At 73.3% G+C, this 24,445-nt stretch carries 17 protein-coding genes and 2 pseudogenes; 9 read left to right on the plus strand and 10 right to left on the minus strand.

Annotated elements, in window-relative coordinates:
* Window positions 1–11: 11 nt before the first annotated feature.
* Window positions 12–296: a tyrosine-type recombinase/integrase gene (locus FYW99_RS32255; RefSeq protein ID WP_223838861.1), complete on the minus strand. Its 285-nt coding sequence runs from the start codon at window positions 294–296 to the stop codon at window positions 12–14.
* Between the two features lie 255 nt (window positions 297–551).
* Between FYW99_RS32255 and FYW99_RS08280 the strand changes: the two genes are divergently transcribed.
* The 3 genes from FYW99_RS08280 to FYW99_RS08290 all read left to right on the plus strand — a co-directional run bounded on the left by FYW99_RS08280 (window position 552) and on the right by FYW99_RS08290 (window position 3,839).
* A complete protein-coding gene (locus tag FYW99_RS08280; RefSeq protein ID WP_223838862.1) occupies window positions 552–2,375 on the plus strand; it encodes an outer membrane protein assembly factor BamB family protein in 1,824 nt (607 codons plus the stop codon).
* A 72-nt stretch (window positions 2,376–2,447) separates the two neighbouring features.
* Window positions 2,448–2,795, plus strand: a complete 348-nt coding sequence (locus FYW99_RS08285) for a hypothetical protein (protein ID WP_150251401.1) — start codon at window positions 2,448–2,450, stop codon at window positions 2,793–2,795.
* A 66-nt stretch (window positions 2,796–2,861) separates the two neighbouring features.
* The gene (locus FYW99_RS08290) at window positions 2,862–3,839 is read left to right on the plus strand and encodes an outer membrane protein assembly factor BamB family protein (protein ID WP_150251403.1); all 978 of its coding nucleotides are present in this window, start codon (window positions 2,862–2,864) and stop codon (window positions 3,837–3,839) included.
* Between the two features lie 3 nt (window positions 3,840–3,842).
* Here the strand turns inward: FYW99_RS08290 and FYW99_RS08295 are convergent, their stop codons facing one another.
* From FYW99_RS08295 to FYW99_RS08315, 5 genes and pseudogenes are all read right to left on the minus strand, one after another.
* The gene (locus FYW99_RS08295) at window positions 3,843–5,933 is read right to left on the minus strand and encodes a hypothetical protein (protein WP_150251405.1); all 2,091 of its coding nucleotides are present in this window, start codon (window positions 5,931–5,933) and stop codon (window positions 3,843–3,845) included.
* 122 nt (window positions 5,934–6,055) lie between these two features.
* Window positions 6,056–6,628 carry a hypothetical protein gene (locus FYW99_RS08300; RefSeq protein WP_150251407.1) on the minus strand — a complete coding sequence of 191 codons (573 nt, stop codon included), beginning with the start codon at window positions 6,626–6,628 and terminating at the stop codon, window positions 6,056–6,058.
* 1,605 nt (window positions 6,629–8,233) lie between these two features.
* Window positions 8,234–8,440 carry a hypothetical protein gene (locus FYW99_RS08305; protein ID WP_150251409.1) on the minus strand — a complete coding sequence of 69 codons (207 nt, stop codon included), beginning with the start codon at window positions 8,438–8,440 and terminating at the stop codon, window positions 8,234–8,236.
* A 94-nt stretch (window positions 8,441–8,534) separates the two neighbouring features.
* Window positions 8,535–8,918, minus strand: a complete 384-nt coding sequence (locus FYW99_RS08310) for a transposase (RefSeq protein WP_190394593.1) — start codon at window positions 8,916–8,918, stop codon at window positions 8,535–8,537.
* A 53-nt stretch (window positions 8,919–8,971) separates the two neighbouring features.
* Window positions 8,972–9,406, minus strand: a pseudogene (locus FYW99_RS08315) (IS982 family transposase); the annotation flags it as partial.
* Window positions 9,407–9,614: 208 nt separating this feature from the next.
* On the opposite strand from FYW99_RS08315, the gene FYW99_RS08320 reads away from it, so the two are divergent.
* From FYW99_RS08320 to FYW99_RS08335, 4 genes are all read left to right on the plus strand, one after another.
* Entirely contained in the window at window positions 9,615–10,256 is a 642-nt protein-coding gene (locus tag FYW99_RS08320; protein ID WP_150251413.1) for a DsbA family oxidoreductase, read from the plus strand.
* 195 nt (window positions 10,257–10,451) lie between these two features.
* Window positions 10,452–11,612 carry a hypothetical protein gene (locus FYW99_RS08325; RefSeq protein ID WP_150251415.1) on the plus strand — a complete coding sequence of 387 codons (1,161 nt, stop codon included), beginning with the start codon at window positions 10,452–10,454 and terminating at the stop codon, window positions 11,610–11,612.
* 514 nt (window positions 11,613–12,126) lie between these two features.
* Window positions 12,127–13,566 (plus strand): MFS transporter, encoded by a 1,440-nt coding sequence (locus tag FYW99_RS08330; protein WP_223838864.1) that lies wholly within the window; start codon window positions 12,127–12,129, stop codon window positions 13,564–13,566.
* A gap of 209 nt (window positions 13,567–13,775) precedes the next feature.
* A complete protein-coding gene (locus FYW99_RS08335; protein WP_150251418.1) occupies window positions 13,776–14,945 on the plus strand; it encodes a PP2C family protein-serine/threonine phosphatase in 1,170 nt (389 codons plus the stop codon).
* A gap of 1 nt (window position 14,946) precedes the next feature.
* Here the strand turns inward: FYW99_RS08335 and FYW99_RS08340 are convergent, their stop codons facing one another.
* Entirely contained in the window at window positions 14,947–17,802 is a 2,856-nt protein-coding gene (locus FYW99_RS08340; protein ID WP_150251420.1) for a helix-turn-helix transcriptional regulator, read from the minus strand.
* 317 nt (window positions 17,803–18,119) lie between these two features.
* On the opposite strand from FYW99_RS08340, the gene FYW99_RS08345 reads away from it, so the two are divergent.
* Entirely contained in the window at window positions 18,120–18,602 is a 483-nt protein-coding gene (locus FYW99_RS08345) for an anthrone oxygenase family protein (RefSeq protein WP_150251422.1), read from the plus strand.
* Between the two features lie 269 nt (window positions 18,603–18,871).
* Window positions 18,872–19,027: pseudogene (locus FYW99_RS32260) on the plus strand (mycothiol transferase); the annotation flags it as partial.
* 154 nt (window positions 19,028–19,181) lie between these two features.
* Here the strand turns inward: FYW99_RS32260 and FYW99_RS08355 are convergent.
* Genes FYW99_RS08355 through FYW99_RS08365 form a run of 3 tightly spaced genes read right to left on the minus strand, consistent with a single transcriptional unit; the run spans window position 19,182 to window position 24,105 of the window.
* Window positions 19,182–20,630 carry an FAD-dependent oxidoreductase gene (locus FYW99_RS08355; RefSeq protein ID WP_150251424.1) on the minus strand — a complete coding sequence of 483 codons (1,449 nt, stop codon included), beginning with the start codon at window positions 20,628–20,630 and terminating at the stop codon, window positions 19,182–19,184.
* Entirely contained in the window at window positions 20,627–22,723 is a 2,097-nt protein-coding gene (locus FYW99_RS08360) for a molybdopterin oxidoreductase family protein (RefSeq protein WP_150251426.1), read from the minus strand. Before FYW99_RS08360 ends, FYW99_RS08355 begins: the two co-directional genes overlap by 4 nt.
* Window positions 22,720–24,105, minus strand: a complete 1,386-nt coding sequence (locus FYW99_RS08365) for an MFS transporter (RefSeq protein ID WP_150251428.1) — start codon at window positions 24,103–24,105, stop codon at window positions 22,720–22,722. The genes FYW99_RS08360 and FYW99_RS08365 overlap by 4 nt, the downstream gene beginning before the upstream one ends.
* Between the last annotated feature and the right edge of the window lie 340 nt (window positions 24,106–24,445).

Here is a 24,445-nt window from a genome sequence, read left to right on the forward strand (position 1 = left end):
ACCGCCGCCGGTCAGTAGTCGACGGTGGCGGCGTCCACCGCGGCCTGGACCTGTTCCTCGGTGGGCAGTGTGTAGACCCGCACGGTCTCCACCCGGGAGTGTCCGAGGAGTTCTGCGACGACCGCCAGGTCCTCCCCGCCCCGGACCAGGTTGGTGGCGAAGGTGTGGCGCAGGGTGTGCGGGGAGATCTCCAGCCCCGTCTGGCGGCCGGTAGTGCGGATGACGTGGTCGATGGTGCGGGCGGCGATGACCAGGCGGCACAGGGACGCCCATCCGGCCGCGCCCCGGGCGAGCACGACCGCGCGGCCGGGGAGGAAGACACCGCATTCGAACTGTCGTACGAAAACTGTAGCGTAGAGGAGGGCACCGTGCAGCCCTGAACTGGGAGGACACTCCACACCGGGGCGTTCCGCGCCTGGGCCGGTGACCCCGGGCGGCGAGCCGTCAGGGCGGTGCGGCCCAGCACCCTCCCGGGGTGAGCGCCTGGACGCTACGTCCCTAGACTGCCCGGGTCGATCAACGGCCAGACCGGGACAAGGGGTGGGGAAGCGGTGCGACGACGTGTGGGAGACGTGCTCGGCTGGAGCGGGGTCACGGTGCTCTCGGGCGCCCTGATCCTGACCACACCCCAGGTGGCGGGGTTCAGCGAGTACACCGCGCCCGCTGGCCAGGACCTGGCGCTCCTGGTCGGCCCGACACTGCTCCTGGCCGCCGCGGTGCTCGGGTGGGTGGCCCTGACCGCCACCCGCGACCCCGACTGGTTCACCGCGCGCCCGACTCTGGGCGGCGTGCTGGGACGCGGCGCCGTGGTTCTGGCGGCGGGGGTAGTGGTGTGGGCGGCCTTCCCCACCCGCCACCTGGCGCTGGGCGTGGACAACGACCGTTTCAGGATGTTTCCCGACGAGGTCGTGGCCCTGTGGACCGGGGTGTGCCTGGTGGCCCTGGGCGCCGCGCTGACCCTGGGGGCGGCCACGGCCCTGCCCTGGCACCGGTGGAAGCGGGTGCTGACCGGGGCGGTGGCGGGCGCCCTGGGCACGGCGCTGGTATGGACGCTGGTGCCCGCGGCCCTGTCCCGCCTGCTCATGGTGGAGCACACCGTGGCCGCCGACGGCGGGCAGGCGGCGCCGGTCCCGGCCACGATCAGCCGGGTGGGCTGGACCTGGCAACCCGAGCACCCGGTGCTGGGCGTGGAGCGGGGCCCGCGCGGGCCCCTGGTGCGCTACGCCGACGGGTTCGTGGCCCTGGACGGGGCCACCGGCGAGGAGCTGTGGACCTACCGTCTGCCCTACGCCCGCCAGACGCAGGCCGGGGTGTTCGCGGGTCAGGACCGCTACGCCTACCTGTCGCACGTCGCCCAGGCCGAGCCCGAACCCGAGACCCGCACGCTGGTGGTGCTGGACGCCGCCGCCGGGCAGGTCGTGCGCGATGCTCCCATGCCCACGCTGGCCTGGGAGGGGCAGGAGAAACGTCCACAGCTGCGTTACCTCACCCCTGACGTGCGTGTCTTCTTCGTCTACGAGGACGAACGGCCCTTGGTCGTGGCCTACCCCACCGACTCCACCGAGCGCCTGTGGGAGGTCGAACTCCAGGACGGGCCCGGTGAACGCGTGTGCCTGTGGGCTGATGACGACGGGATCCGTGGCCACGGCGACCGGGTGCTGGTGGCCCGCCTGTGCCTGGATCAGGAGCACATGCCTGACCAGGACGTGAGCGCGACTCTGTATGAGATGGACGTGCCCGCGGACACGGTGGAGAGCGTGACCGCGCTGGAGGTGTCCACCGGTGAGCAGGCATGGCGCCAGGAGTGGACGCCCCAGGCCCTACCCCGCGTGGCTCTGCCCGGTGTCGGCACCGTCCGCGAGGGGCACGGGGGCGAAGCGGTCGCCCGCACGCCGGGCGGGGTGTTCGCCCTGGACGAGGGCGCACCCGCGCAGGTGCTCCCTGCCGCCCCGGACCCCACGTATGAGTACGCCCTGGGCGTGGACACCCAGGGCGCGGTGGTGCTGCGCGACCAGGACGGCGAGGAACCTGACCTGCTGCTGGTCACCGACGCCAGCGGAAAGATCGTCCAGCGCACGGAGGTCGAGGTGCAGGCGCACCTGTGGGTGGCGATGGGCCAGGCCTACGTCCTGGGGTCGGCGCTGGTCGTGCCTCACCTGACCTGGGACGACCACGACCGCCGGGTACACACTGTCTCCGTCCTGCCCTGGGAGGGCGAGCAGGCCCAGCAGGGCTGGACGCCGATCCCGCTGGAGGGCAGCGAGGATCCTGCGGACGCGGACGATCTGCCGGGCACGGGCGACTACAGCGTTCTTCCGGTTCCCGGCGCGGTGGTCACCCTCGTGGAGAACCGCCTGTACGGGCTGGTGCCCTAGCCGCTCCGGTGCTGGTGGATCCGGGTACGCGTACTCATGCGGACGCCAGGGGCACCCCCCAGACTGGGCGGCATGACGAACTCCGCACAGACCCTCACCGGCTTCCTCCACCGTTATCCGTGGCTCGCGGTCCCGCTGTGGATCGTGGGGGTGATCGTGGTGGAGGCCGCGGGCCTGGTGCTGCTGATGGGGGCGTACATGGGCACGGCCAACGGCGCCCATCCCGCGGCCGGGCCGATGCTCTCCGTCGCCCTGTACGCGCTGGGCGCGACGCCGCTGGTGTCCCTGGTCTACCTGGTGCTGGCGCTCATCGGCCCCCGCCTGCACCGGGCTGCCACGGTCGTGGGGGTGCTGTTGGTGATCGTGCTGGCGGTCGCCTTCGGAGCGATCGGTACCTCCACCAGCCTGGAGCCGGTGTAGCCAGCCCCGAAGGAGGGCGCCCGGGCCGTGGAGTGCCCCTTCCGGTGGTTCGCTAGATTGCGGTGCATGCGCATCCCTCTCCCTCCCACCGCCGCAGCCGCAGCCGCAGCCGTTGTCGTGGCGGCCAGCGCGTGCACGGTGGCCCCCGGCCCTGGCGAACCCACCCCGGACAACGCCGTGGTGCGCCTGCAAGAGGCCGGGTACGTGCCGGTGGCCTCCGACATCAGCCCGCGCGAGCACCTGCTGTGCACCCCCGACGGGGAACGGGCTCCCGACTGTAGGCAGCAGGACCAGGTGCGCTGGTCACTGCCGCTGGAGGGTGAGTACCGCCTGACCGGCGGCCTCACCCTGCATCACCTGGACACCGGCGCACGCCCACGCGACTCCTCCAACCCCTTCAAGGCCGTGGACGCCGGTGAGAACGGCGTGCTCTACGCCGAGAACGCCCTGCTGCGCATGGTCAACGCCGACACCGGTGAACTGCTGTGGACCACCGATCTGCGCGAGGATCCCGACATCGACTTCCTGCACTCGGGGCTGTGGTCACTGCACGCCGACGATGAGCGGATCGTGCTGCGCTTCGAGGACGGATTCGTGCAGGTCGACGCCGCGGACGGCAGCGTGTCCAGCGTCGCGCCCCGAGCGGAGTGCGCCGGTGACCTGGTGGCCATCAACGGCGACGAGGCCGTCCTGGAGCACTGCGGTGCGCAAGAGGGCTTCTACCTGGCCCTGGACCTGTCCACGGGCGAGGTCCTGTGGGAGTTCCGCCGGGCCGACCCGGAGGAGATGGCCGGTGACCTGCTGCGCACCGGCTCCTCCTGGGTATGGGTCAGCGACGTCGAAGGCGGCCCGGCCACCGCGGTGGAGACCCACAGCGGCCGCCTGGGGCCCGCCGGCCTGGGCACGATCGGCCTGAACCAGATCGGCGACATCGCGGTGGCCCTGGCGTGCGCCCCCGACGGTCTGGGGCCCTTGCGCTCGCAGCCCCACGCGCCCGGGGTGGCCTGCCTGGAGCCGCGTCTGTACGCGGTGACCACCGACTAGCGGTCACGGCGCGCAGTGGGCGGTGGCGCACCGCACCAGCTCGAAGGCGTGCTCCTCTCCCGCGTTCTCGTCGGCGACCCGGTGCCAGGCCAGGTGCGGGCGGTCAGCGCCGTCCAGCTCCAGGTCGATCCACCCCGGTGCGTGGTCGTAGACGCCCACCACGGTGCGGTCATAGCTTTGGCACCGCTCATCGGCGCAGGCCAGGTAGACCACCTCGCGGGTGGAGACGTCGAACGTCGCGATCTGGGGCAGCCCGGCCGAGTCCAGGGCCAGGGCGGGCGGGGTGCGCTCCCAGCCCGGGCCCAACACCTGCTCGGTGTTGCGGTCCTGGCACATCTGGTCGGCGCAGTCGATGAGCCGCACGGAGCCGTCCCGGGTGGCGAGGTAGACGATCACCGGTGTGCGGTCCGGTCTCATCCGCATGATCGCGCCGGTGTAGCGGGCGCTGTTCCACTCCTGCGTCCGCAGGACACCGGTGGGCGGGACCAGCTCGGTGGTGGTGAAGTCGGTGCACGGCACGTCGTGGCAGGCGTACAGCGTCAGCGCGCCGCTGTCGGGGTGGTGCACGCTCACCTGCGGCACGCCCTGGTCGGTGGCGGTGACGCTGACCAGGGCCGGGTAGTCGTGGCGGGGGTGGACGGTGGAAGCCAGCGTCGAGTTGGGTTCGCGGACCAGCAGGGTGGAGGCGGGAGACGAGCACTGGTCGGCCTCGCAGCTGAACAGGGTCAGCAGGGTCTCGCCGAACCCCACAGAAGGGGTCGCGGTCACGACCATGTGGCGGCCACCGCCGACCCCTCCCCAGGCCGCGATGTTGCTGGGCAGGTCCAAGGTGGTGGCCTGGTTGGCGGGGTCGTCCTCTTCGGCGTCCCACTGCCCTTCGGGCTCCACCTGCGGCTCCAGCACCCGGGTTCGGTCACGGCACTGGTCGGGGCGCACGCACTGGTCGTGCACCACGATGCTCCCCTGCGCCAGGGCCGGGTCCAGGGAGGCGCGGATGGTGCGCACCGCGCCCCCCGCCATGCCGGTGGTGGCCAACACCGGGCCCGTCCCGTCCAGGGGCTGGTCCAGGTCCCGGCAGGCCGCTGCCTCCTCACACAGCTGCTCCTGGGTGCCCAGCACCACCGAGGCCCCGTCCTCGGGCAGGGTCAGCGGCTGAGGGTTGGCCTCGCGCCGCTCCCACGGCACCACCGAGGAGGTGTCATAGCGCAGTGTCGGCCACGGGCCGTCGGTGAGCAGGTGCTGGTAGAGCTGGAGCGGCACGGCAAGCCCAACGGTCATCGCCACAGCCGACCCCACGGCCAGGTACGGGCGCGCGGCCTGCTCCTGCGGGACCAGGCCCTGGCCGGTGGCGGCCAGGGTGAGCGCCACCGCCGCCACCGTGAGTCCCGCCAGCGCGGCGATCACCGCCAACACCCCGGTGTTGGAGGTCATGGTCGTCCACGCCAGGTAGGAGACGACGGCCGCGCAGGCGACCACGACGCAGACCGGTCCCCACTGGCCGCGACCGGTGAACAGGCCCCGTCCGCGCAGCCCCTTCCACGCGTCCCCGGGGCGCTCGTGCACGTGGACTCCGGCCAGGGGCCGCCAGAGCGGGGTCAAGGACACGAACAGGGCGGCGCCGATCCCGAAACGCAGCGACGGATGAGCCTGCGCATAAACCTGGAGCAGGGCCGTGTCCGCCGCGAGCACCACGCCCGCGAGCACCACGCCCGCGGCCAGCGTCCACGGCGACCGCTTCACGGAGCGCACCAGGGCCCGTGCCGGTGGGACGGATCGTCCGCGCAGCGCCTGGGCGGTCAGGTGCACGGCCGTGCCCCACGACACCGCGACGACGAACGCGAGCGCGACCCCGGCGGCCCCGACGGCCCAGGAGGGCACCAGGTCCAGCAGCGGGGCGTACAGCCAGGGCTGGCCGTTGACGACCAGGCCGTGGTCGGAGACGAACCAGGGCACCAGCACGGCCGCCGCCAACACCACCGGCACCATGGGAAGGAAGAAGGTGCTCGCCACCAGGGGGTAGAGGCTCCAGTGGAGGCGTTCGTTGAACGGGTCCGACGGCTGGTGTCCAGGCCTGGGTACGGCCTCGGTCTGCATGGGGGTGCCCTATCTGGTCGCTATGCGGTGTATGTCCGCGACGACGATAGCGGGGCACCGTGGCGGCCCGGGGAAGGGAAGCGGGCGCAGGAGACCAGCACGCGGGTGAACGCTCTTCAGGCTCAGCCCCTGTTGCCGGGCGCGGGACCGTGCGGGTCAGCCACGTGGCCACATGCCGAGCAGCGGGAGTAGACGGGTGGGGCGGGGTCGCGGTTGAGCCACACCATGAACAGGGACATCGACAGCTCCAAGGCGGCGGAGACGGTCAGGGCTCCTCGTCCAGGCCCAAGGCGCGCGGCCGCGCAGGGGTAGACGACCTCGCAGGTCAGGCACCGCCGCTCGGTGAGGTGGGCGTTGCCGTACAGGTAGCAGGCATGCAGCGCGCGCTCGGCCGTGGCCACGACCAACTCGGCCTCGGCCACGGCCTCCATGGCCGCGTCGGTGCGTGGCGCCTGGACCATGAGCTGGCGCTGCACGTACTCCTCGGCGCGCACGGCGGGGTGGGCGTAGGTGGCGGCGTCGTTCTCGTCCAACCCGAGGAGGTCCACGGCGTTGGCGTAGTACAGGGGGGCGAACCAAGTAAGCCCGAAAGGGGCAATGGTCTGGGTGGCGCGCAGGTACTTGCGTCGAACCGGCCAGCGGCCCCGCTCGCGCACCCGGTTGCGCGTGTGGGTGGACGGCGGCCGATGGCGCACCGCCTTGCGCGGCTCCGAGACTGGACCCCTGCGGCAGGACAATCACGAACGAGGGCGTCCATCGCGGTGAGTCACCCCGGGGTTGGTGTGCCGTGGTCGCGGTCAGCCGACCGTTGCCCCTTTCCGGCTTATCTTGTCCGCCCCCCTACCTAGACCAGGAGCTGATGGACTGGCTGTGGCAGGTCGAGGCCGCGTCCGTCGCATGACGGGAGAAGTCGGTGACCAGTCCCGCCATCCGCCTGGCCCTGCGAGAGTTGAAAAAGCGCATGAGCCCGGAACAGGTGGTGGACGCTCTCCTGTCCCAGGAACCCGATCGCACCGGGCGCCGGGGCCGCCCTCAACGATGAACACACCAGCCCACCGGTGTACCCACCGGCCGGTACGCCGGTGGGCCAATACACCGGTGTACGGGTGTGCCGGTGGGAACCGGAAAAGGGCCGCTCCCGTGGTGGGGCGGCCCTCCACAGCATCTAGGTCCAAATAGAAGCATCTAGGTCCAAGTCGCAGAAGGAAGGAGGATGAGGACCGTTGCATGCCGGGGGCAGCGGAATGTCGGACTGGGCGTGGGCGGGCGCCGCGGCCAAGGCCAGGGCGGCGGCGGTGAGTACGGTGAGCAGGATCTGGCGCATGGCAACCTCCGTGTGGTGTGGATACGTGCGCGGACGAGAGGCCTCTAACCCGCATGAGCTGGAACGATGCGCCCCCGGTGGGGAATTGGCGGTCCGTTGGCGGAGGTTTTCCCGCGTGCCGTGGACACGTTCCGCCGCAGGTAGGGGTGTTCTCCCGAACGGTCGGCCACGTGGCCGGTGTAACGGTGGGTCCGCACGCCGGTACACCGGTGTATTGGCGTAGAGACCACGTATCTGACCTGCACGAACACAGAGCTGCGGAGGGCCGCACTTTCTCGGAGCGTGCGGCCCTCCGCAGTTTCGCCGTGTGGTGCTCTCCCTCGGAGGAGTCGGCGGCCAGTGGCCCGAGTGCGGTCGACCGCAGTTCCCGGACCCAGTGATCTCATACCGGTGTGCTGGTGTGCCCGCACGCCGGTACACCGGTGGGCCGGTGGGAGGGCTGACCTGCGCACGGCGTGTTCGGAGACACCGTTTTTACTCGGACCACCCCGCCTCAATGTTGCACACTTCGGGAGGGTCAGGCTTTTCGCAGGGATCGGGTGGAGGGACGAGTTGGGCGTGGGCAGGCGCTGCGGCCAGGGCCAGGCCGGCGGCGGTGAGCGCGGAGAGCAGGATCTGGCGCATGGCAACCTCCGTGTGGTGTGGATACGTGCGCGGACAAGGGGCCTCTAACCCACTTGAGCTGGAGCGATGCGCCGCAGGTGGGGGAATTGGCGGTCCGTTGGCGGAGGTTTTCCCGCGTGCCGTGGACACGTTCCGCCACAGGTAGGGGGCGGCCCTGCGTCGCGTCCGGGGTCACTCTCTACACCGGTGTATCGGTGGACCGGCCCGCCGGTGCGAGCGTGATGCTCCCGTGATCTCCGGGCCGTTCTCCCGCTAAATCCTGTAGCGGTCCTCCTCGCCCCTATGTCGCGAGACGTGGCGTCTCACCGCAGGTAAGGTTCACCTTCCGGCGGCCAGGGTTCTTTCCGGCAGTTCAGCGGATGATGCTGTCCCAGAACTTCCATGATCCCGCCGCCGCGCCGACTCCGGCCAGCACGGCCAAGGCCGGGTGCATGTCCGCCATCGTGCTCAAGATGAACGTGGCGATGCCCGCGCCCACGGAGAAGAGCACGACGAGGGCAGTTTTGGTGCTGATGTGCGCGGAAGTGGAGTCGTCCGGGGAGGAAGGGGGCGTAGACATGGTGTCCTTTCGTCTGATGATGGAGTACCGGGAACGCGAAGCGGCCCCACAGCTTGAGCTGTGGGGCCGTTCTCGTCCGGAGTGAGTGGTGAAGCTAGTTGCTGCACTCCTTGACGACCTGGAGGAGCATGGGCTCAAGGATCTGTCGGAGCTCGTCGTCTCCGCGGGCTTCGGCATCCTTGAGGAACCGCGTGATCATGCGGTTCTTCCAGGCCCGGTCCAGGTCATTGGCGGTCTCAGAAAGAATCTGATCGAGCGCGGCCAGGCGCTGGGCCTGGTCGGTGGTGGTGCCGGGCCGGTGGCCGGCGTCGACCTCGGCCTGGGCGACCCAGTTGCGCAGCGTTTCGCGGTTGACGCCGAGCTGGTCGGCGGTACGGGCGATGGCCCCGTCGCGTGTGGCCGCGTCCCTGCGAGCCTCCACTGTCATCCGGATCGCTCGTTCGCGCAGCTCAGGCGGGTACTTCCTCGGTGCTGGCATGTCTCTCATCCTTCCCAGGATTGAGAGCCTCCACCACAACCGGAACAAGACAAGGCGTGGTGGGACTTGTCCATGCCATACCCGGCGATCTCACCCAGGCCGGAGCGGTTGACCGTGACCCGGGAGGCGCCGCAGCGCACCGGGGTGCCATCCATCAACCGCAGCCGCTCCCACCAGGTGGGCACGGCCCGGGCGAGCCACATCGCCGCTGCGAGTAGGGCCGGTCCCAGCTCGCGCAGGTGACGGTTGTACTCGGACTGGCCTGGCAGGCGGGGGAAGAGGTGGCCGATCCGGGCGGGGGCGGCGCGCATCCAGTGGCGTTCGGAGTCATGGCGCAGCAGGACCTGGGCCACCGCGACGCAGACGAGTTCGGCGTTGGTGAGCAGCCGGTTCGGGCCGCGTTTGACGGGTTGTTCGCGCGAAGGCAGGACGTGGTCGTCCAGATGGACGTAGAGTGCGGTCAGAAGGGCGTCAAGGTTGGTCGTCACACACCGATCCTCGACGCCCTTCGTCATGGGCGCAGGAGTTTCAGAAACCCCCATCAACGATCTAGGGGGACGTGTCGCCGGGGCCGCCCGATCCGGCGCCGGGGGCCTGTTCGCCGACGGATACGCCGGTACCGGGTCCCGGTTAGTGTGGCTCGGAACCGGAGCGCGAACACGCCCGGAGAACGTGTGGGTGAGTGGGGGGTGGCCTGTGCAGGTCGAGGTGTGGTCCGACATCGTCTGTCCGTGGTGCTACATCGGCAAGCGGCGCCTGGAGAGGGCGTTGGAGCTGTTCGAGCACTCCGACCAGGTCCGGGTGCGCTGGCGCAGCTTCCAGCTGGACCCCGCCTTCCCCACCGGTGCGAGCGAGCCGGTCTACGACTCGCTGTCGCGCAAGATGGGGGCGTCCCGCGAGCAGGTGCGGTCGATGACCGAGCAGGTCACGCAGGTGGCCGCCCAGGAGGGCCTGGACTACGACTTCGCGGGCGGGGTCATGGTCAACACCTTCGACGTGCACCGCCTCATCCACCTGGCCCGGACCCACGGCCTGGAGGCACGGGCGCAGGAGCGGTTCATGCGCGCCCAGCTGGTGGAGGCCCGCGACCTCAGCGACACCGCGGTCCTGGTGGAGGTGGCGGCCGCGGCCGGCCTGGAGTCCCAGGAGGTGCTGCGGGTGCTGGAGGGCGGGGAGTACGCCGAGGACGTGCGCGAGGACATCGCCCTGGCCCGCCGGTTGGGCGCGACAGGGGTGCCCTTCTTCGTCATGGACCGCACCGTCGGCATCTCGGGGGCCCAGTCCGTGGAGGTGGTGGTCTCCGCCCTGGACAAGGCCTACCGGGCCGGTCGGGGTTAGCCGGACGCGGCGGGGCGCACCGGCCCGGCCGTGGCCGCCCGGGCGGGGACACGGGCGGGGGGTGCGCGTGCGCGGGGCGCCGGATCTCCCCCGCGCGGGGGATGCGGGTCCCGCTGCACGGTGAAGTGCGCCAGGGCCCGTGCGCGCGAGGGTGTGGGGGTCAGTAACGACCGCACCTGAGACGAGGAGCAGGCCATGGCCGCCTCACCACCTGTCACCGAGACCCGCCACGACCATCCGCGGCCCACCGCCGTCCCCTGGGCGGCCCTGGCCTGGTCGGCTGTGGCCCTGGCACTGGGGCTGGCCTGGCTGAGCGGGGTGGTCGCGGCGGGCGCCCCGGGGCAGAGCGGGTTCGGCGCGCTGTTCGCCCTGCTCCCCACGGACGCCTCGGGTCCGCTGAACGCCCGGACGGTCTCGGGGGCGGTGTCCCTGCTGCTGGGCGCGGTGGGCGCGGTGGGCGCCGTGCTCATGCTGCGCCCGCCGGGAGGCGGGGGCCGCGCGGTCGAGGCGCTCTCCTGGACGCTGGGTGCGGTGGTGCTGCTGGTGTTCGTGGACGGGCAGCTGCTGTCCTGGCTGGGGTACACGATGATCCTGCCGGTGGCGGGGTGGATCGTGCCCGGCCTGTTCCAGCTGTGGGCCGAGGCGACCTTCACCGCCTCCCACCTGTCCACCCTGTTCTTCGCGGTGGGTGTGGCGGTGTGGGGGGCGGCGGCGCTCACCCACCGCCGTGCGGTGCGCGGCGCCTGCCAGCACTGCGGGCGCGCGCCGGAGTGGAACGCCGGGCGCGAGCGCGCCGTCCGGGCCCGGGCGCTGCGGGTGGGCCGGATCGCGGTGGCCGTGGCCTGCGTGGTGGCCCTGTTCTACCCGTCGCTGCGCCTGCCCTGGCTCTTCGGGATCCCGGTGGGGGTCAGCCGGGAGCAGTTCGACGCCATGGCCGCCGACGGCGGCACGATCGTCATCGGGGTGGGGCTGGGCACGGCCGGTCTGGTGGGCGTGGTGCTGATGCTGGGGCTCGTGCAGCGCTGGGGCGTGCGCTTCCCGCGGTGGATGGCCGGTCTGTCCGGTCGTCGAGTGCCGGTGGGGCTGGCGGTGGTGCCCGCGTCCCTGGTGGCGGTGGCGCTGGTGGCGATGGGCCGCAGCGTCGTGGTCGAGTTCCTGGACGCGCAGGCGCGCTCGCTGCTGACCACCGAGCCGCTGCACGCGGCGGCGTTCGCGTCGATGGCGGTCTGGGGCGCGGCGCTGGGGGTGGCCACGGCCGCCTACGCGGTGCGGCGCCGGGCCGAGTGCGCGGGGTGCGGGCGCGGGCTGCCCGAGGTGCTGCCCGGTGACATCCGCGGGGCCCGCGGGGTTCGTTAGTGGACTGGCCGAAACCGTTCCTGGTGTGACGCAAGGGCCCTGACCTGCGGTGATCTTGTACTTATGGCGAGGTTCGACCGTCGAGTCCCGCTATGAGTACAAGATCACGGGGGAAGGGACGGGCCGGTGAACCTCCGCGGTCACCGCACCAGGTCCGCGTGGTGCACGCGGTGCCAGCGCCGCCCGGAACAGCCTGGTGGCCGCCTCCTCGGTGGGGGACCGACCCGTCTGACACCGCGGACGCTCTGAGGGCCTCCTCCCCGGCCCAAGGCCCGTGTCCGGCTCACGCCGGGCGCGGGCCTTCCTCGGGTCGGGCGGCGGCCGTGTCCGGGAAGGCGGGCCCTGCCAGCGCCGCCTCGGCGGAGTGACCCACGCCACGTGTTCGGGGTCTTGAGTGTGCCGCGACGGCACGGTCTTTGCTGGGACACGGTTCACCCCGCGTTCCCCGGCACGGACGGGAGGGCGGGAGGAACGACACCCCCCGACCCGAACACCGATGGGAGGCCGGACGGTCATGCGCCGCAGCGCCACGGTCTACTTCGCCTCGTACGGGCTGTCGTTGCTGGGCAAGGGCATCGCCAGCGTCGTGATGCCGCTGCTCGTCCTGGACCGCACCGGCGACGTCCTGGCGGCGGGCGTGCTCGCGACCGCGACCACGGCGGCCTCCGCCCTGGCGGGGCTCGTCTCCGGTCTGCTCGTCGACCGGATCGACCGCCGCGGGGTCTCGGTGGTCTCCGACCTGCTCGCCGCCCTGTCGGTGGCGGCGCTGCCGGTCGTCGACGCCCTGTGGGGTCTGAACATGGCCTGGTTCCTGGCCCTGGCCGTGGTCGGGGCGGTGATCCGCGTGCCGGGGATGACGGCTCAGGAGACGCTGCTGCCCGCCCTGGCCGGGCTCGGAGCCGGCCGACCGGACCGAGCCGATCGGCCGGGTGGGCGGGCCGGTGCCGCCGGGCCGGGGCGGCTGGACCGGCTGATCGCCACCCGCGAGACCATGGGCAACGTCCTGTTGCTGGCCGGCCCCGGTCTGGGCGGACTGCTCGTCGGGCTGCTCGGGCTGTCCCCGGCGCTGCTGCTGGTGACCGCCGCCACGAGCCTGCTGGCCGCGGCCATGACCCTTCTACTCGACCCGCGGGCCGGTCGGGTGGTCCGGCGACGCCCCGATCCGGCCGACACCGTCGGGACCTCGGGTGCGGCCGCCTTCGGCGGCCCGGTGCGCCGGGCGGTGACCGACCTGGCGGACGGATGGCGGTTCCTGGTCCGCACCCGGCTGCTGCTCGGCACCACCCTGGTCAGCGCGGTGCTCGTCGCCGTCCTGAGTTCGTTGCAGACCACCCTCATGCCCGCCTACTTCACCGGCCAGGACCTTCCCGGGCTCACCGGGCTGACGCTGAGCGCGCTTGCGGCGGGCAGCATCGCCGGGTCCGCTCTCTACGCCGCCACCGCCGGGCGGGTCCGCCGCCGCGGCTGGTTCGTCCTGGGCATGGGCGGCACCCTGGTCGGGTTCGGCGCGATCGGCACCATGGCCTCCCCGTGGCTGGTGCTGGGAGCCGCGGCCCTGGTCGGGCTGACCTTCGCACCGGCCTCGGCCGTGCTCGGCGTCCTGACCGTCGAGGCCACCCCGGACCGCATGCGCGGCCGGGTCCTGGGCGCGCAGAACACCGTCATGCTCGCCGCTCCCGCCCTCACCAGCGCCCCGATCGCGGCCCTCGCCACCGCGGCCGGGCTGCCCGTCGCGGGTGCCGTCCTCGCCGTGCTCGCGGGCGTCACGGCGATCGCCGCCCTGGTCGCGCCCGTGTTCCGCTCACTCGACGACCCGCTGGCGCAGGAGTCGGCCAGCCCTTCCGAGCGGCGTCCGCGGTCGTCGGAGAGGACGCCTCCCGAGCTCGCGCTCGCGAACACCCCGCCCTCCGCTCCGGACGCCCGCGTGGTGGAGGAACCTCCCGCCGACCGGTGAGCGGGCGGGGCCCGGCGCCGCCCGCGGTCACCCTCCTCCACGGCGGGGGGTGGTTTCGGACGGAGCGCCGCGAGGGAGGTTTCGGTGGGGGCCTTGGCCTGTTCGGTCAGGCTCTCACGTGCGAAGATGTATTTTCTGGTCGAAAGGTGGCATGACGGGTAGAAGTTCGTGAGACGAACGACTGTCGTGCCGGATTCCGGGGTGCTGTCATGCCGGTGCAACACGCGTCCAACGAGTTGATGGTCTCCCTCGTGCGGGCCGGACACCTGGCCACCTTCGAGGAACTGCCCTCACTCGTGGCCAAGAAGGCCGACAGCGCCGGGCTCTCCCAGGCGCGCGTCTACCTCGCCGACCACCAGCAGCAGGTCCTGCGCGAGGTCACGGGAGAGGGGAACGACGCCCACCAGGGCGGTGAGGACCTGCCGGTGGACGACTCCGATGCCGGTCAGGCCTACGTCACGGGCGTGGCCGTGCGGGTGGAGGACGAGCAGCGCTACTGGGTTCCGGTCCTGGACGGCGCCGAACGCCTGGGTGTGCTGCACGTGAGCTACCCGGGCGACCCCGACCGCTCGGCGATGCGCGACCTGGCCTCCATGGTGGCCCTGCTGGTCATCGCCAAGCGCTCCAACAGCGACGCCTACGCCCGGCTGATCCGCACCGAACCCATGTCGGTCTCGGCGGAGATGCAGTGGACGCTCATGCCGCCGGGCACCTTCGCCGACTCACGGGTGACGATCTCGGCCGCCACCGAACCGGCCTACGACAACGCCGGCGACTCCTTCGACTACGCCCTGGCCGGGGAGACCGCCCACCTGGCGGTCTTCGACGCCATGGGCCACGACAACACCGCCGGGCTCATCGCGAACCTGGCGGTGGGGGCCTTTCGCAACGAGCGCCGCAGGGGCACCCCTCTGGTCGACATCTGCCAGGGGGTGGAGCACACCCTGATCCAGGAGTTCGTGCGCACCCGCTTCGCCACCGCGGTCCTGGCCGAGCTGAACATGGTCACCGGCGAGCTGTACTGGGTCAACTGCGGGCATCTGCCGCCGGTGCTCATCCGGGGCGAGAAGGTCCGCGACCTGGAGTGCGAGCCCTCCCACCCGCTGGGGATGGACCTGGGGCTGCCGGTGACGGTGTGCCGTGAGCAGCTCGAACCGGGCGACCGGCTGCTGCTGTACACCGACGGAATCATCGAGGCGCGCGACTCCGAGGGCCGGGAGTTCGGTGTGGAGCGGTTCGTGGACTTCGTCATCCGCCACCAGGCCGACAACATGCCGGTTCCCGAGACGCTGCGGCGCCTGGTGCACGCGGTGCTGGAGTACCACCACGGCAAGTTCGGCGACGACGCCACGGTGCTCTTCTGCGAGTGGCACGGCTGACCTACAGCTCCCGTCGTGAGCGCAGCCCCAGTTTGGCCAGCGCGTTGGCCACGTGGGTCTCCACCGTGCGCGGGGACAGGTGCAGCAGGTCGGCGATCTCCCGGTTGGTGCGCCCCCGCGCGGCCAGCGCGGTGATCTCCGCCTCGCGCGGCGACAGGCGTCCGTCGCGGCGGCCGGGCGCGGGCGCGGTCGCCACGCCGTGGGCGCGCAGCGCGCGGCGCACCCGCGCCGCGTCCCAGGTCGCGCCCAGCCGGGTGTACTCCTCCAGTGCCGACCGCAGCGCGCCCACGTCCGGCCCCACGTGGGCGGCGGCCTCGCGGACCCGGGCGGCGTCGTAGGGGCGGGGCATGCCCCGGTAGGCGGCCTCGGCCTCGGCGTACAGACCCAGCGCCCGGTCGCGCCGCCCGTCGTGGTGGGCCAGGGCCGCCTCCAACCTCAGCAGGGCGGCGGAGGCCGCGGGGGCGCTGGCGCCGCGCAGCCCCGCGCGGAAGCGGGTGCACAGGTCCCGGGCGACCGCGTGCCGGTCGAGGGCGAGCAGGGCCTCCATGCCCGGGACCAGGTCGGCGGCCCACACCCAGATGCCCTTGCCCGCCACCAGCGACACCAGCCCCTCCACCCGCGCCCAGGCGGCGTCGGGGTCCCCCTGCGCGGTGGCCAGGCGGGCCAGGAGCCCGGCGGCGAAGGCCCGTACCGGAACGGTGTAGTCGGGGCCGGGCGGGTCGAAGCGGGTCAGGCGCTCCCTCGCGGCGTCGGGATCCCCCCGGGCCAGGTCCAGGGAGGCCCGGACCAGGGTCAGTTCGGCGGTGACCGCGTGCAGGCGCGAGGAGCCCAGGTGGCGTTCGGTCTCCTCGGCCAGGTTCGTCCAGTGCCCGCGCGCCCAGTCCAGGAGCAGGCGCAGGGTCTGGGCGCTCTCGTGGAAGAAGGGCACCTCGGCCGCCGGTGACCACCGGGTGGCGTCGTCCAGGTGGCGGTCGGCGCGCACGTAGTGGCCGAGCATGACGGCGGCGTCGGCCAGGTTGAGGGAGGCGCGGGCGAACTCGCGGCGCCTCGCCACCACCTCCGGGGGCGGGTGGGCGTACGCGGCGCCCGGGTGCGGGGTGCACGGATAGGAGGTGCCCGGGTCGGGGAGGTCGACCTGCCAGGCGGCCGGATCGCCGATCTGGGCGAGCAGGGTGGCGCGGTTGACGGCCACGCTGTGGCCCACGGCCGGGTCCCGGCTGCGGCGGGCGGCGGCGACCGCCCTCTCCATCCACCTGCGGTGGGTGTCGACCGGGTCGGGGGTGGTGCGGGGGACGGCGAGCGCGCACATGGCGCGGGCGGCCAGGCCCGGGGCCGGGGCGAGTTCGGCGGCGGCGCGGACGAGTTCGCCGCGCGCGGTGCTGCCCTGGGAGGCCTGGTTGAGCAGGAGCAGGCCCAGTTCCATGCGCAGTTCGCCGCGCTGGATCGCGGACAGGCCCGGGGTGGCCAGCACGTCGCGCAGCACGGTGATGGTGTCCTCGGCGCTGTTGCCGGTCAGGGCGGCCCGGCCGAGTTTGAGGGCTAGTTCGTAGCGGCGGCGGGCGGGCAGGCCCTGGCGGGTCAGCGCGTCGCGCAGCAGGGTGACGGCGGTGGCGTCCTCGCCCTGGGACAGGGCCTGGTCGGCGGCGCGTTCGGCGTGGTCGGTCCACTCGTCCAGGTGCGTGCACTCGCGGGCGTGGTGGGCCAGGCGGGCGTGGGGCGGGTCGGGCGCCTGGCCCAGGGCGGCCAGGGCGGCGCGGTGCAGGCGGCGGCGTTTGGCGTGGGGCAGGGCGTCGTGGTAGACGCGGCGCAGCAGGGGCGAGGCCAGCGCGAGGGTGGCGGGCGCGGTGGTGCGCAGCAGGCCCAGGCGGCGGGCGCGGGACAGGGCCCTCTCGGCGCGCTGGGGGTCCAGGTCCGCCACGCGGACCAGGTCGGCCTCGTCGCAGGGGTGGTCCAGGACGCTGGCGGCGCGCAGCAGGCGGCGGGTGTCGCGGTCCAGGCGGCGCAGGCGTTCCAGCAGCCAGTCGCGCAGGGAGGCCGGTACGGGCGGGGTCGGCGGGATGGCGGCGAAGGGCGGGACGGACGCGGCGGGTGGGGTGGCGGAGGCGTCGGACGATGGCGGCGGAGCCGCGGACGCGTCGGCCAGGTGGCGCAGGGTCTCCACCGCGGCCAGGGGCAGGCCGCCGGTCCAGGCGTGCAGGCGGCGCGCGTCGGAGGCGGTGGCGCGGGGCAGCGTCCGGCGGGCCAGGTCGAGCAGGTGCTCGGGAAGCAGGGGGTCCAGGGTGATCTCGTGGTGGGGTGTGCTGAGGGGGACGCGGGTGGCCAGCGCGGCCACGGGGAAGGCGCGCGGCAGGTCCTCGGGCCGGTAGGTCAGTACCAGGCCCAGCTCCGGGGGCAGGCGCGGGGCCAGGTAGTGCAGCAGGTCGCGGGTGGCCGGGTCGGCCCACTGCACGTCCTCCAGCACGAGCACGGCGGGGCCCAGGGAGTCCAGGAGTTCGGCCAGGGCCCGGTAGAGGCGGTGGTGCTCGGTGGCGACCGAGGCGGCGGGCGGTGGCGGCGCAGGCAGCCGGTCGGCGTGCTCGGGCAGCAGGGGGCGCAGGGCTCCGCACAGCGGGCTGAGACCGTCGGGGACCACGGCCTGGCGCAGGGCCTCGACCAGGGGTGCCAGGGGGAAGAGGGGGAAGGGGGCGGTCCGGGGAGGGCAGTACCCGACCAGGACCGGGTCGTGGTCCAGTTCCCCGACCAGGCGGGTCTTGCCGGATCCGGCCTCCCCGGCCAGCAGGACGAGGGAGCCGGGGGCAGCCGCGGCGCGCAGCCGGTGTCGTTCCTTCTCACGGCCGACGAGCGGGGGGACGTCCACCTGCCCGACGGTATAGCGACAGCGGGCGCCGGGAAAGGGGTGCACGGCATACGTGTTCGCACCGTGGGTGTCCGGTGTTGTACGGGGTGTTCAGTGCAGCGGGCTGCGTTTCGCAGGGCCTCATATGGCTTCCGGTGACTGTGTGGCGTCCGGGGTCGGGGTGCCGGACACCGCACGGAGGATGCCCGGTGGAGGTGTGCGGGGCGGGTCGTGGCGTCGCGCGGAACGCCGAGTGTCCACGGCGCCGCGGACACTCCGCGCGGCACGTAGAATCCGCCCATAACGCGCGGGCGGGACAACAGAATCCGGGGTGTGGCGTGGCGGAGATGGTGCACGTGGTCGTTCCGGTGTTCGCCGTGGTGGTGACCGGCCTGTTCGCCGGGTTGTTCTTCGCGTTCTCGATAGCGGTGATGCCCGGTCTGCGCAGGGCCGGGGACCGGGCGATGATCGAGGCGATGCAGGGGGTCAACGTCGCCATCCTCAACCCGTTCTTCGCCGTGGTCTTCATCGGCGCCCCGGTGGCGGCGCTGGCCTGCGCCGTGCTCCACGCCAGCGTCGGGGCGACCTCCTCCGCCGTGTGGTCGGGGGCGGCACTGCTCTGCCTGGTCGTGGCCCTGGTGTCCACCTTCGCGGTCAACGTCCCGCGCAACAACGCCCTGGACCGGGAGGGCCCGGCCGAGCGCATCGCGGACCCGGCCGCAGTGCGCGCCGCCTTCGAGCCGGTGTGGGTGCGCTGGAACAACGTGCGCACCCTGGCCTCCCTGGCCGCGCTCGTCTGCGTGGTCATCGCACTGCGCTGATCCGGCCGGGCGCCCCTGCGAGGAGCCTCTCCCCCCCCGCGCGCCCAGCCCGACCGGCGCCTTCGGTCAGCCGGAGTCCTCGGAGCCCTGACGACGGCCGGACCAGGTGGGAAAACCCGTTGCGCACCGGCGACGCGTGAATGATGCTCCTCCCTGTGAGCACACAGCGCGCGGACATGCTCCTGGCCCTGGACGAGGATCCCCGCGAGGGTCGCCCCCGCCCCGTCGGCGAACGCGCCGTCCTGGTCGAGTTCCTTTACCTGTAACGCATGACCCTGGAGCTGAAGTGCTCGGGTCTGGACGCCGACGCGCTGGCCCGCCGCTCGGTGCGGCCCTCCACCATGTCCCTGCTGGGGCTGGTGCGGCGCATGTCGGAGGTGGAGCGGTCCTGGTTCCGGTGCCGCCTGGACGGGCGGAGCCGCGAGCAGCCCACCCCTCCCGCCCTCCCCTGGGCCGGACGGTCCGCCCGGTCGGGTTCGCGGGGAACACGTGCGCCCGACCCCCGGGGCAGAACGGTCCTTCCGGCCGGGTCCCCGGGGGTCCGAGGCCGCGTCCTCCCACACGCGCCTCCTCCCAGGGTCAGACCCCTGCGGTGGCCTGGCCCTGCATCCCCGACAGCAGCGCCTGGACGTCCCGCACACACCCCCCGCAACCCGTCGTGGCCCGGGTCCGGTCGGCGATGGCCTCGCGGGTGCGCGCCCCGTCCAGCCAGGCCTGTTCGATGTCGGTGCGGCTGACGGCGTTGCACCGGCACACCAGCGCGTCGGCCGCGCCGTCGGCCTCCTCGGGAGCGGTGGTCGGCAGCCCCTGGAGCAGCGCCAGCCGGTCGGCGGGCACCGGGGCGCCCGTGTCGTAGAGCTGGGCCAGGGTCGCGGCGGCCTCGGGGAAGCCCAGCAGCACCGCGCCCACCACCTTCTCCTCGCGCACGGACAGCTTGGCGTAGCGGCCGCCGTAGGGGTCGCTGATGGTCACCGTCTCCAGGTCCTCGGCGTCCTCCTCGTGCACCTGCCCGAACGCGGTCAGCTCGATCCCCTCCGCCTTGAGGCGGGTCAGCGGCCTGGCCCCGGCGTAGAGGGCGTGCGGCGCGGCGCCGGTCAGACGCCTGGCCAGCACGGCGGCCTGCTCCCAGCCGGGCTGGATGAGTCCGGCCCCGCCACCGGGGTGCTGGGCGCAGTCGCCGATGGCGTGCACGCGGGCGTCGGAGGTCGAGAGGCGGTCGTCCACGACGACGCCGTGCTCGACCTCGATACCGGCGTCCTTGGCCAGTTCGATGTTGCCGCGCACACCTGCGGTGACCACCAGGGCGTCGCCGGGCAGCACGCGGCCGTCGTCCAGTTCCAGGCCGGTGCCCGGAATCCAGCGGGCGGCCACCCGCCAGGAGTGCACGGTCACGCCCAGGGCGGCGTAGCGTTCGGCCAGGATGCGCGCGGCGGGCTGGTCGATCTGGCGGCGCATGATCCAGGGCGAGGACTCCACCACCGACACGCGTATGCCGCGTCCGACCAGGCCGCGTGCGGCCTCCAGGCCCAGTACGCCCCCGCCCAGGACCACCACGGGGGCGCCCGGGCGGGCCAGGGCGAGCAGCCGCTGGCAGTCGTCCAGGTCGCGCAGGGCCGTCACCCCCTCGCCGGGCGCGCCGTCGGGCCCGGCCACGCCGGTGACCGGGGGGAAGGAGGCGCGCGCGCCGGTGGCCAGGACGAGCTCGTCGTAGGGCAGCGCGCTGCCGTCGTCCAGGGTGACGGCGCGCCGTTCGGTGTCCAGGGCGGTGGCGGTGACGCCGGTGCGCACGGTGACGCCCGGGGTGTCGGGGACGGGCAGGCGGATCTGCTCGGGGGTGTAGTCCCCGGCGACCACGCCCGAGAGCAGGACCCGGTTGTAGGCGGGGTGGTGCTCGGCGCCGACCACGCTCACGTGGACCCGTTCTCCTGTCGGGTCCAGGCGTGCGGCCTCCTCGGCGAAGCGGGCGCCGACCATCCCGTTGCCCACGACCACGATCTGACGCGGGGACGCGCCCTGCACGGTGCTCAACTGCTGCCTCCTGGTGTGTGCGTGTCCTCGGGTTCCAGCCGCACCGCGCTCACCTTGAACTCGGGCATGCGGCTGGTCGGGTCCAACGCCGGGTTCGTCAGGTTGTTGGCGGACTGGGCGTCCGCGTAGTGGAAGGGCAGGAACACCGTGTCCAGGCGGGCGGTGGGCGTCAGCCGCACCCGCGCGCGCGTGTGGCCGCGCCGGGAGGTGACGCGGGCCCAGTCGCCCGCGGCGAGCCCGGCGCGCGCGGCGGTGTCGGGGTGCACCTCCACGTACGCCTCCGGTTCGGCCCGGTCCAGTTCGGCGACGCGGCGGGTCTGGGCGCCGGACTGGTAGTGGCCCATCAGCCGTCCGGTGGTCGCCACGAGGGGGTAGTCGGCGTCGGTGTCCTCGGCGGGGGGCCGGTGGGCGACCGGTACCAGGCGGGCGCGGCCGTCGGGGTGGGCGAAGGCGTCCAGGAAGAGCCGGGGCGTGGGCGGCTCCTGCGCGCGCACGGGCCAGTGCAGGGCCTCGCCCGAGGCGAGCCGCTCGGGGGTGACGCCGGAGTAGTCCGCCGCTCCCCCGGCCGAGGCCCGGCCCAGCTCGGCCAGGACGGCGTCGGGGTCGGCGGGGAAGCGGTCGGCGGGCTGTCCCAGGCGCACCGCCAGCGCGGAGAGCACCTCCAGGTCGGTGCGCACCCCCTCGGGCGGGGCGGTGGCCCGTGTCCGGCGCAGGACGCGCCCCTCCAGGTTGGTCATGGTGCCGCTCTCCTCCGCCCACTGGGCCACGGGCAGCACGACGTCGGCCATGGCCGCGGTCTCGGAGAGCACGAAGTCGGCGGCCACCAGCAGGTCCAGGGAGGCCAGACGGGCGCGCACGCGCGCGGTGTCGGGGGCCGAGACGACGGGGTTGGAGCCCAGCAGCAGCATGGCGCGCGGTCCGCCGTCGCTGCCCAGGGCGTCGAGGAGTTCGAAGGCCGAGCGGCCCGGACCGGGCAGGGCGTCGGGGTCCACGCCCCACACCCCGGCCACGTGGGCGCGGGCGGCGGGGTCGTCGATCCTGCGGTATCCGGGGAGCTGGTCGGCCTTCTGGCCGTGTTCGCGCCCGCCCTGGCCGTTGCCCTGGCCGGTGATGCACCCGTACCCCGAACCCCGGCGGCCGGGCAGGCCCAGCGCCAGGGCCAGGTTGATCCAGGCCGAGACGGTGTCGGTGCCCTTGGCGTGCTGTTCGGCGCCGCGTCCGGTCAGGACGTAGGCGGAGCGGTTGCGGGCGGCTCCGCCCAGCAGGTCGGCGGCGGCGCGGATGCGGACGGCCGGGACGCCGGTGACCTGTTCGGTGCGTTCGGGCCACCAGGCGGCGGCGTGCTCCCAGGCGGCCTCGAAGCCGGTGGTGCGCTCGGCGAGGAACTCCTCGTCGCACCAGCCCTGGACGCGGGCGGCGTGCAGCAGCCCCAGGGCCAGAGCCAGGTCGGTGCCGGGTCGCGGTGCCAGGTGCATGCCGCCGCCCGAGAGCGCGGCCTGGGCGGTGGCCGAGCGGCGGGGGTCGATGACGATCAGGGCGGGCGCGGACAGGTGGCCCATCATCGGCGGCATGGTCTCGGCCGGGTTGGCCCCGGCCAGCAGGACCACCTCGGCCTCGCCGACGTCGGTCAACGGGAAGGGCATCCCGCGGTCCAGGCCGAAGGCCCGCGTGCCCCCGGCCGCGGCCGAGGACATGCAGAACCGGCCGTTGTAGTCGATCTGGGAGGTGCCCAGGGCCAGGCGGGCGAACTTGCCCAGGGTGTAGGACTTCTCGTTGGTCAGGCCGCCGCTGCCGAAGACCGCGACGGTGTCGGGTCCGGACTCGGCGCTCAGGGCCAGCAGGCGTTCGGCGACGTGGTCCAGGGCGGTGTCCCAGTCGGTCTCGACCAGGTCGGAGCCGCGGTCCTTGCGCACCAGGGGGCGGGTGAGGCGGTCGGGGACGGTGAGGACCTCGGCGGAGGTCCAACCCTTGCGGCACAGGCCGCCGCGGTTGGTGGGGAAGGGCGCGGGGCGGACGGCCAGGCGCCCGTCGGGCCCGGGCTCCAGGTGCATGGCGCACTGGAGCGCGCAGTAGGGGCAGTGGGTGGTGGTCATCGGTTGGCATTCTCCACGCTGGCGGCGCCGACCGGGGAGGCGGCGGGGCGGTGCAGGTAGACCGCCCAGGTGACGGCGGCGCACACCAGGTAGAAGGCGCCGAAGGCGGCGAAGGCCGGGGCGGTGGAGCCGGTGGCGGCGAAGGACTCGCGGAAGGCGATGTTGACGCCCACCCCGCCCAGGGCGCCGACCGCGCCGATGAGGCCGAGCACGGAGGAGGCCACGCGCTTGGTGCGGGCCAGGGCCTGTTCGCGGGGTTCCCCTGCGGCGACGGCGTCCTCGGCACGGGCGGCGTAGAGGGAGGGGATCATCTTGTAGGTGGAGCCGTTGCCCAGGCCGGTGAGGACGAACATCACCGCGAACGCGCCGATGAACAGGGCCAGTTGGGCGGCCTGGACGGAGAGCACCAGGACGGCGGCGCAGGCGGCCATGGCCAGGAAGACCCACAGGGTGACGCGGGCCCCGCCCAGGGAGTCGGCCACCCGGCCGCCCACGGGGCGGATGAGGGAGCCGATGACCGGGCCGAGCACGGCGATCGCGGCGGACTGCACGGGCGCCAGCCCGAACTGGGACTGCAGCAGCAGGCCGAAGGCGAACCCGGTGCCGATGAAGGAGCCGAAGGTGCCCACGTACAGCAGCGACAGGATCCAGAAGTGGCGGTCGCGGACGGCCGACAGCTGCGCGGAGACGTCGTTGCGCACGTGGGCCAGGTTGTTCATGGACCGGTACGCCCACCAGGCGGCCAGCAGGATCAGCGGCGCGTAGAACAGCGGGACCAGGTGTCCGGCGGAGGTGGTGAACAGGGCGATGACGGCCAGGCCCACCAGTTGGACGGTGGCCACGCCGATGTTGCCGCCGCCCGCGTTCAGGCCCAGTGCCCACCCCTTCTCCCGTTCGGGGAAGTAGGAGTTGATGTTGGCCATGGAGGAGGAGAAGTTGCCGCCGCCCACGCCCGCGGTGGCGGCCAGGGCCAGCAGCAGCCAGAAGGGGGTGTCGGGGTCGCGGACGAGGAGGAAGGCGGCGGCGGTGGGGACGATGAGGGTCAGGGTGGAGATGACCGTCCAGTTGCGTCCGCCCAGGGCGGGCACGGCCAGGGTGTAGGGCACGCGCAGGATCGCGCCGACCAGGGTGACCACCGACAGGAGCAGGAACTTCTGCTCGGGGGTGGTGGAGAAGCCGTGCTCGGGGATCATGAAGAGCACGAGTACCGACCAGATGCTCCACACGGAGAAGCCGATGTGCTCGGAGGCGATGGAGGCCCACAGGTTGCGGCGGGCCACGCGTCGCCCGCCGTCGTTCCAGAACCCCTCGTCCTCGGGGTCCCAGGCGGAGATCCAGCTCTTACCGGTGCGCGGTGTGCGCGGGCCAGACTCTGAGGCCACGGCCGTGCCTTCCTGCTCGACGGCTGCTGACGAAACCGAAGGTAGGGAGCCCGCGTTGCCTGGAGGTGTCCAGCCGTAACACGCGGGAAACAGTCGGCTCACCCGGAGCGCCCGGCCTCGGTGAGAAGCCCCGTCATACCTGGTGGGATGGGGTGCGGGCGTTCGCGGTGCGACGGGTCCCACACCGGCCGGTGTGGGGCGGATCACCCCCGGCGGGCGGGCGCCCGGGTGACCGGGGTCGCTTCCCCCGCCGTGCGGCTCCCGGGAGCGGCGGACCGCCGGAAGGAGGCGCCGTCCTCGGAAGGTACCGGACATCCGTGTCGCCGAGGGGGCGGAAAGC

It is taken from the genome of Nocardiopsis deserti, assembly GCF_008638355.1.
In the GTDB taxonomy this organism is placed as follows: Bacteria; Actinomycetota; Actinomycetes; order Streptosporangiales; family Streptosporangiaceae; genus Nocardiopsis; species Nocardiopsis alborubida.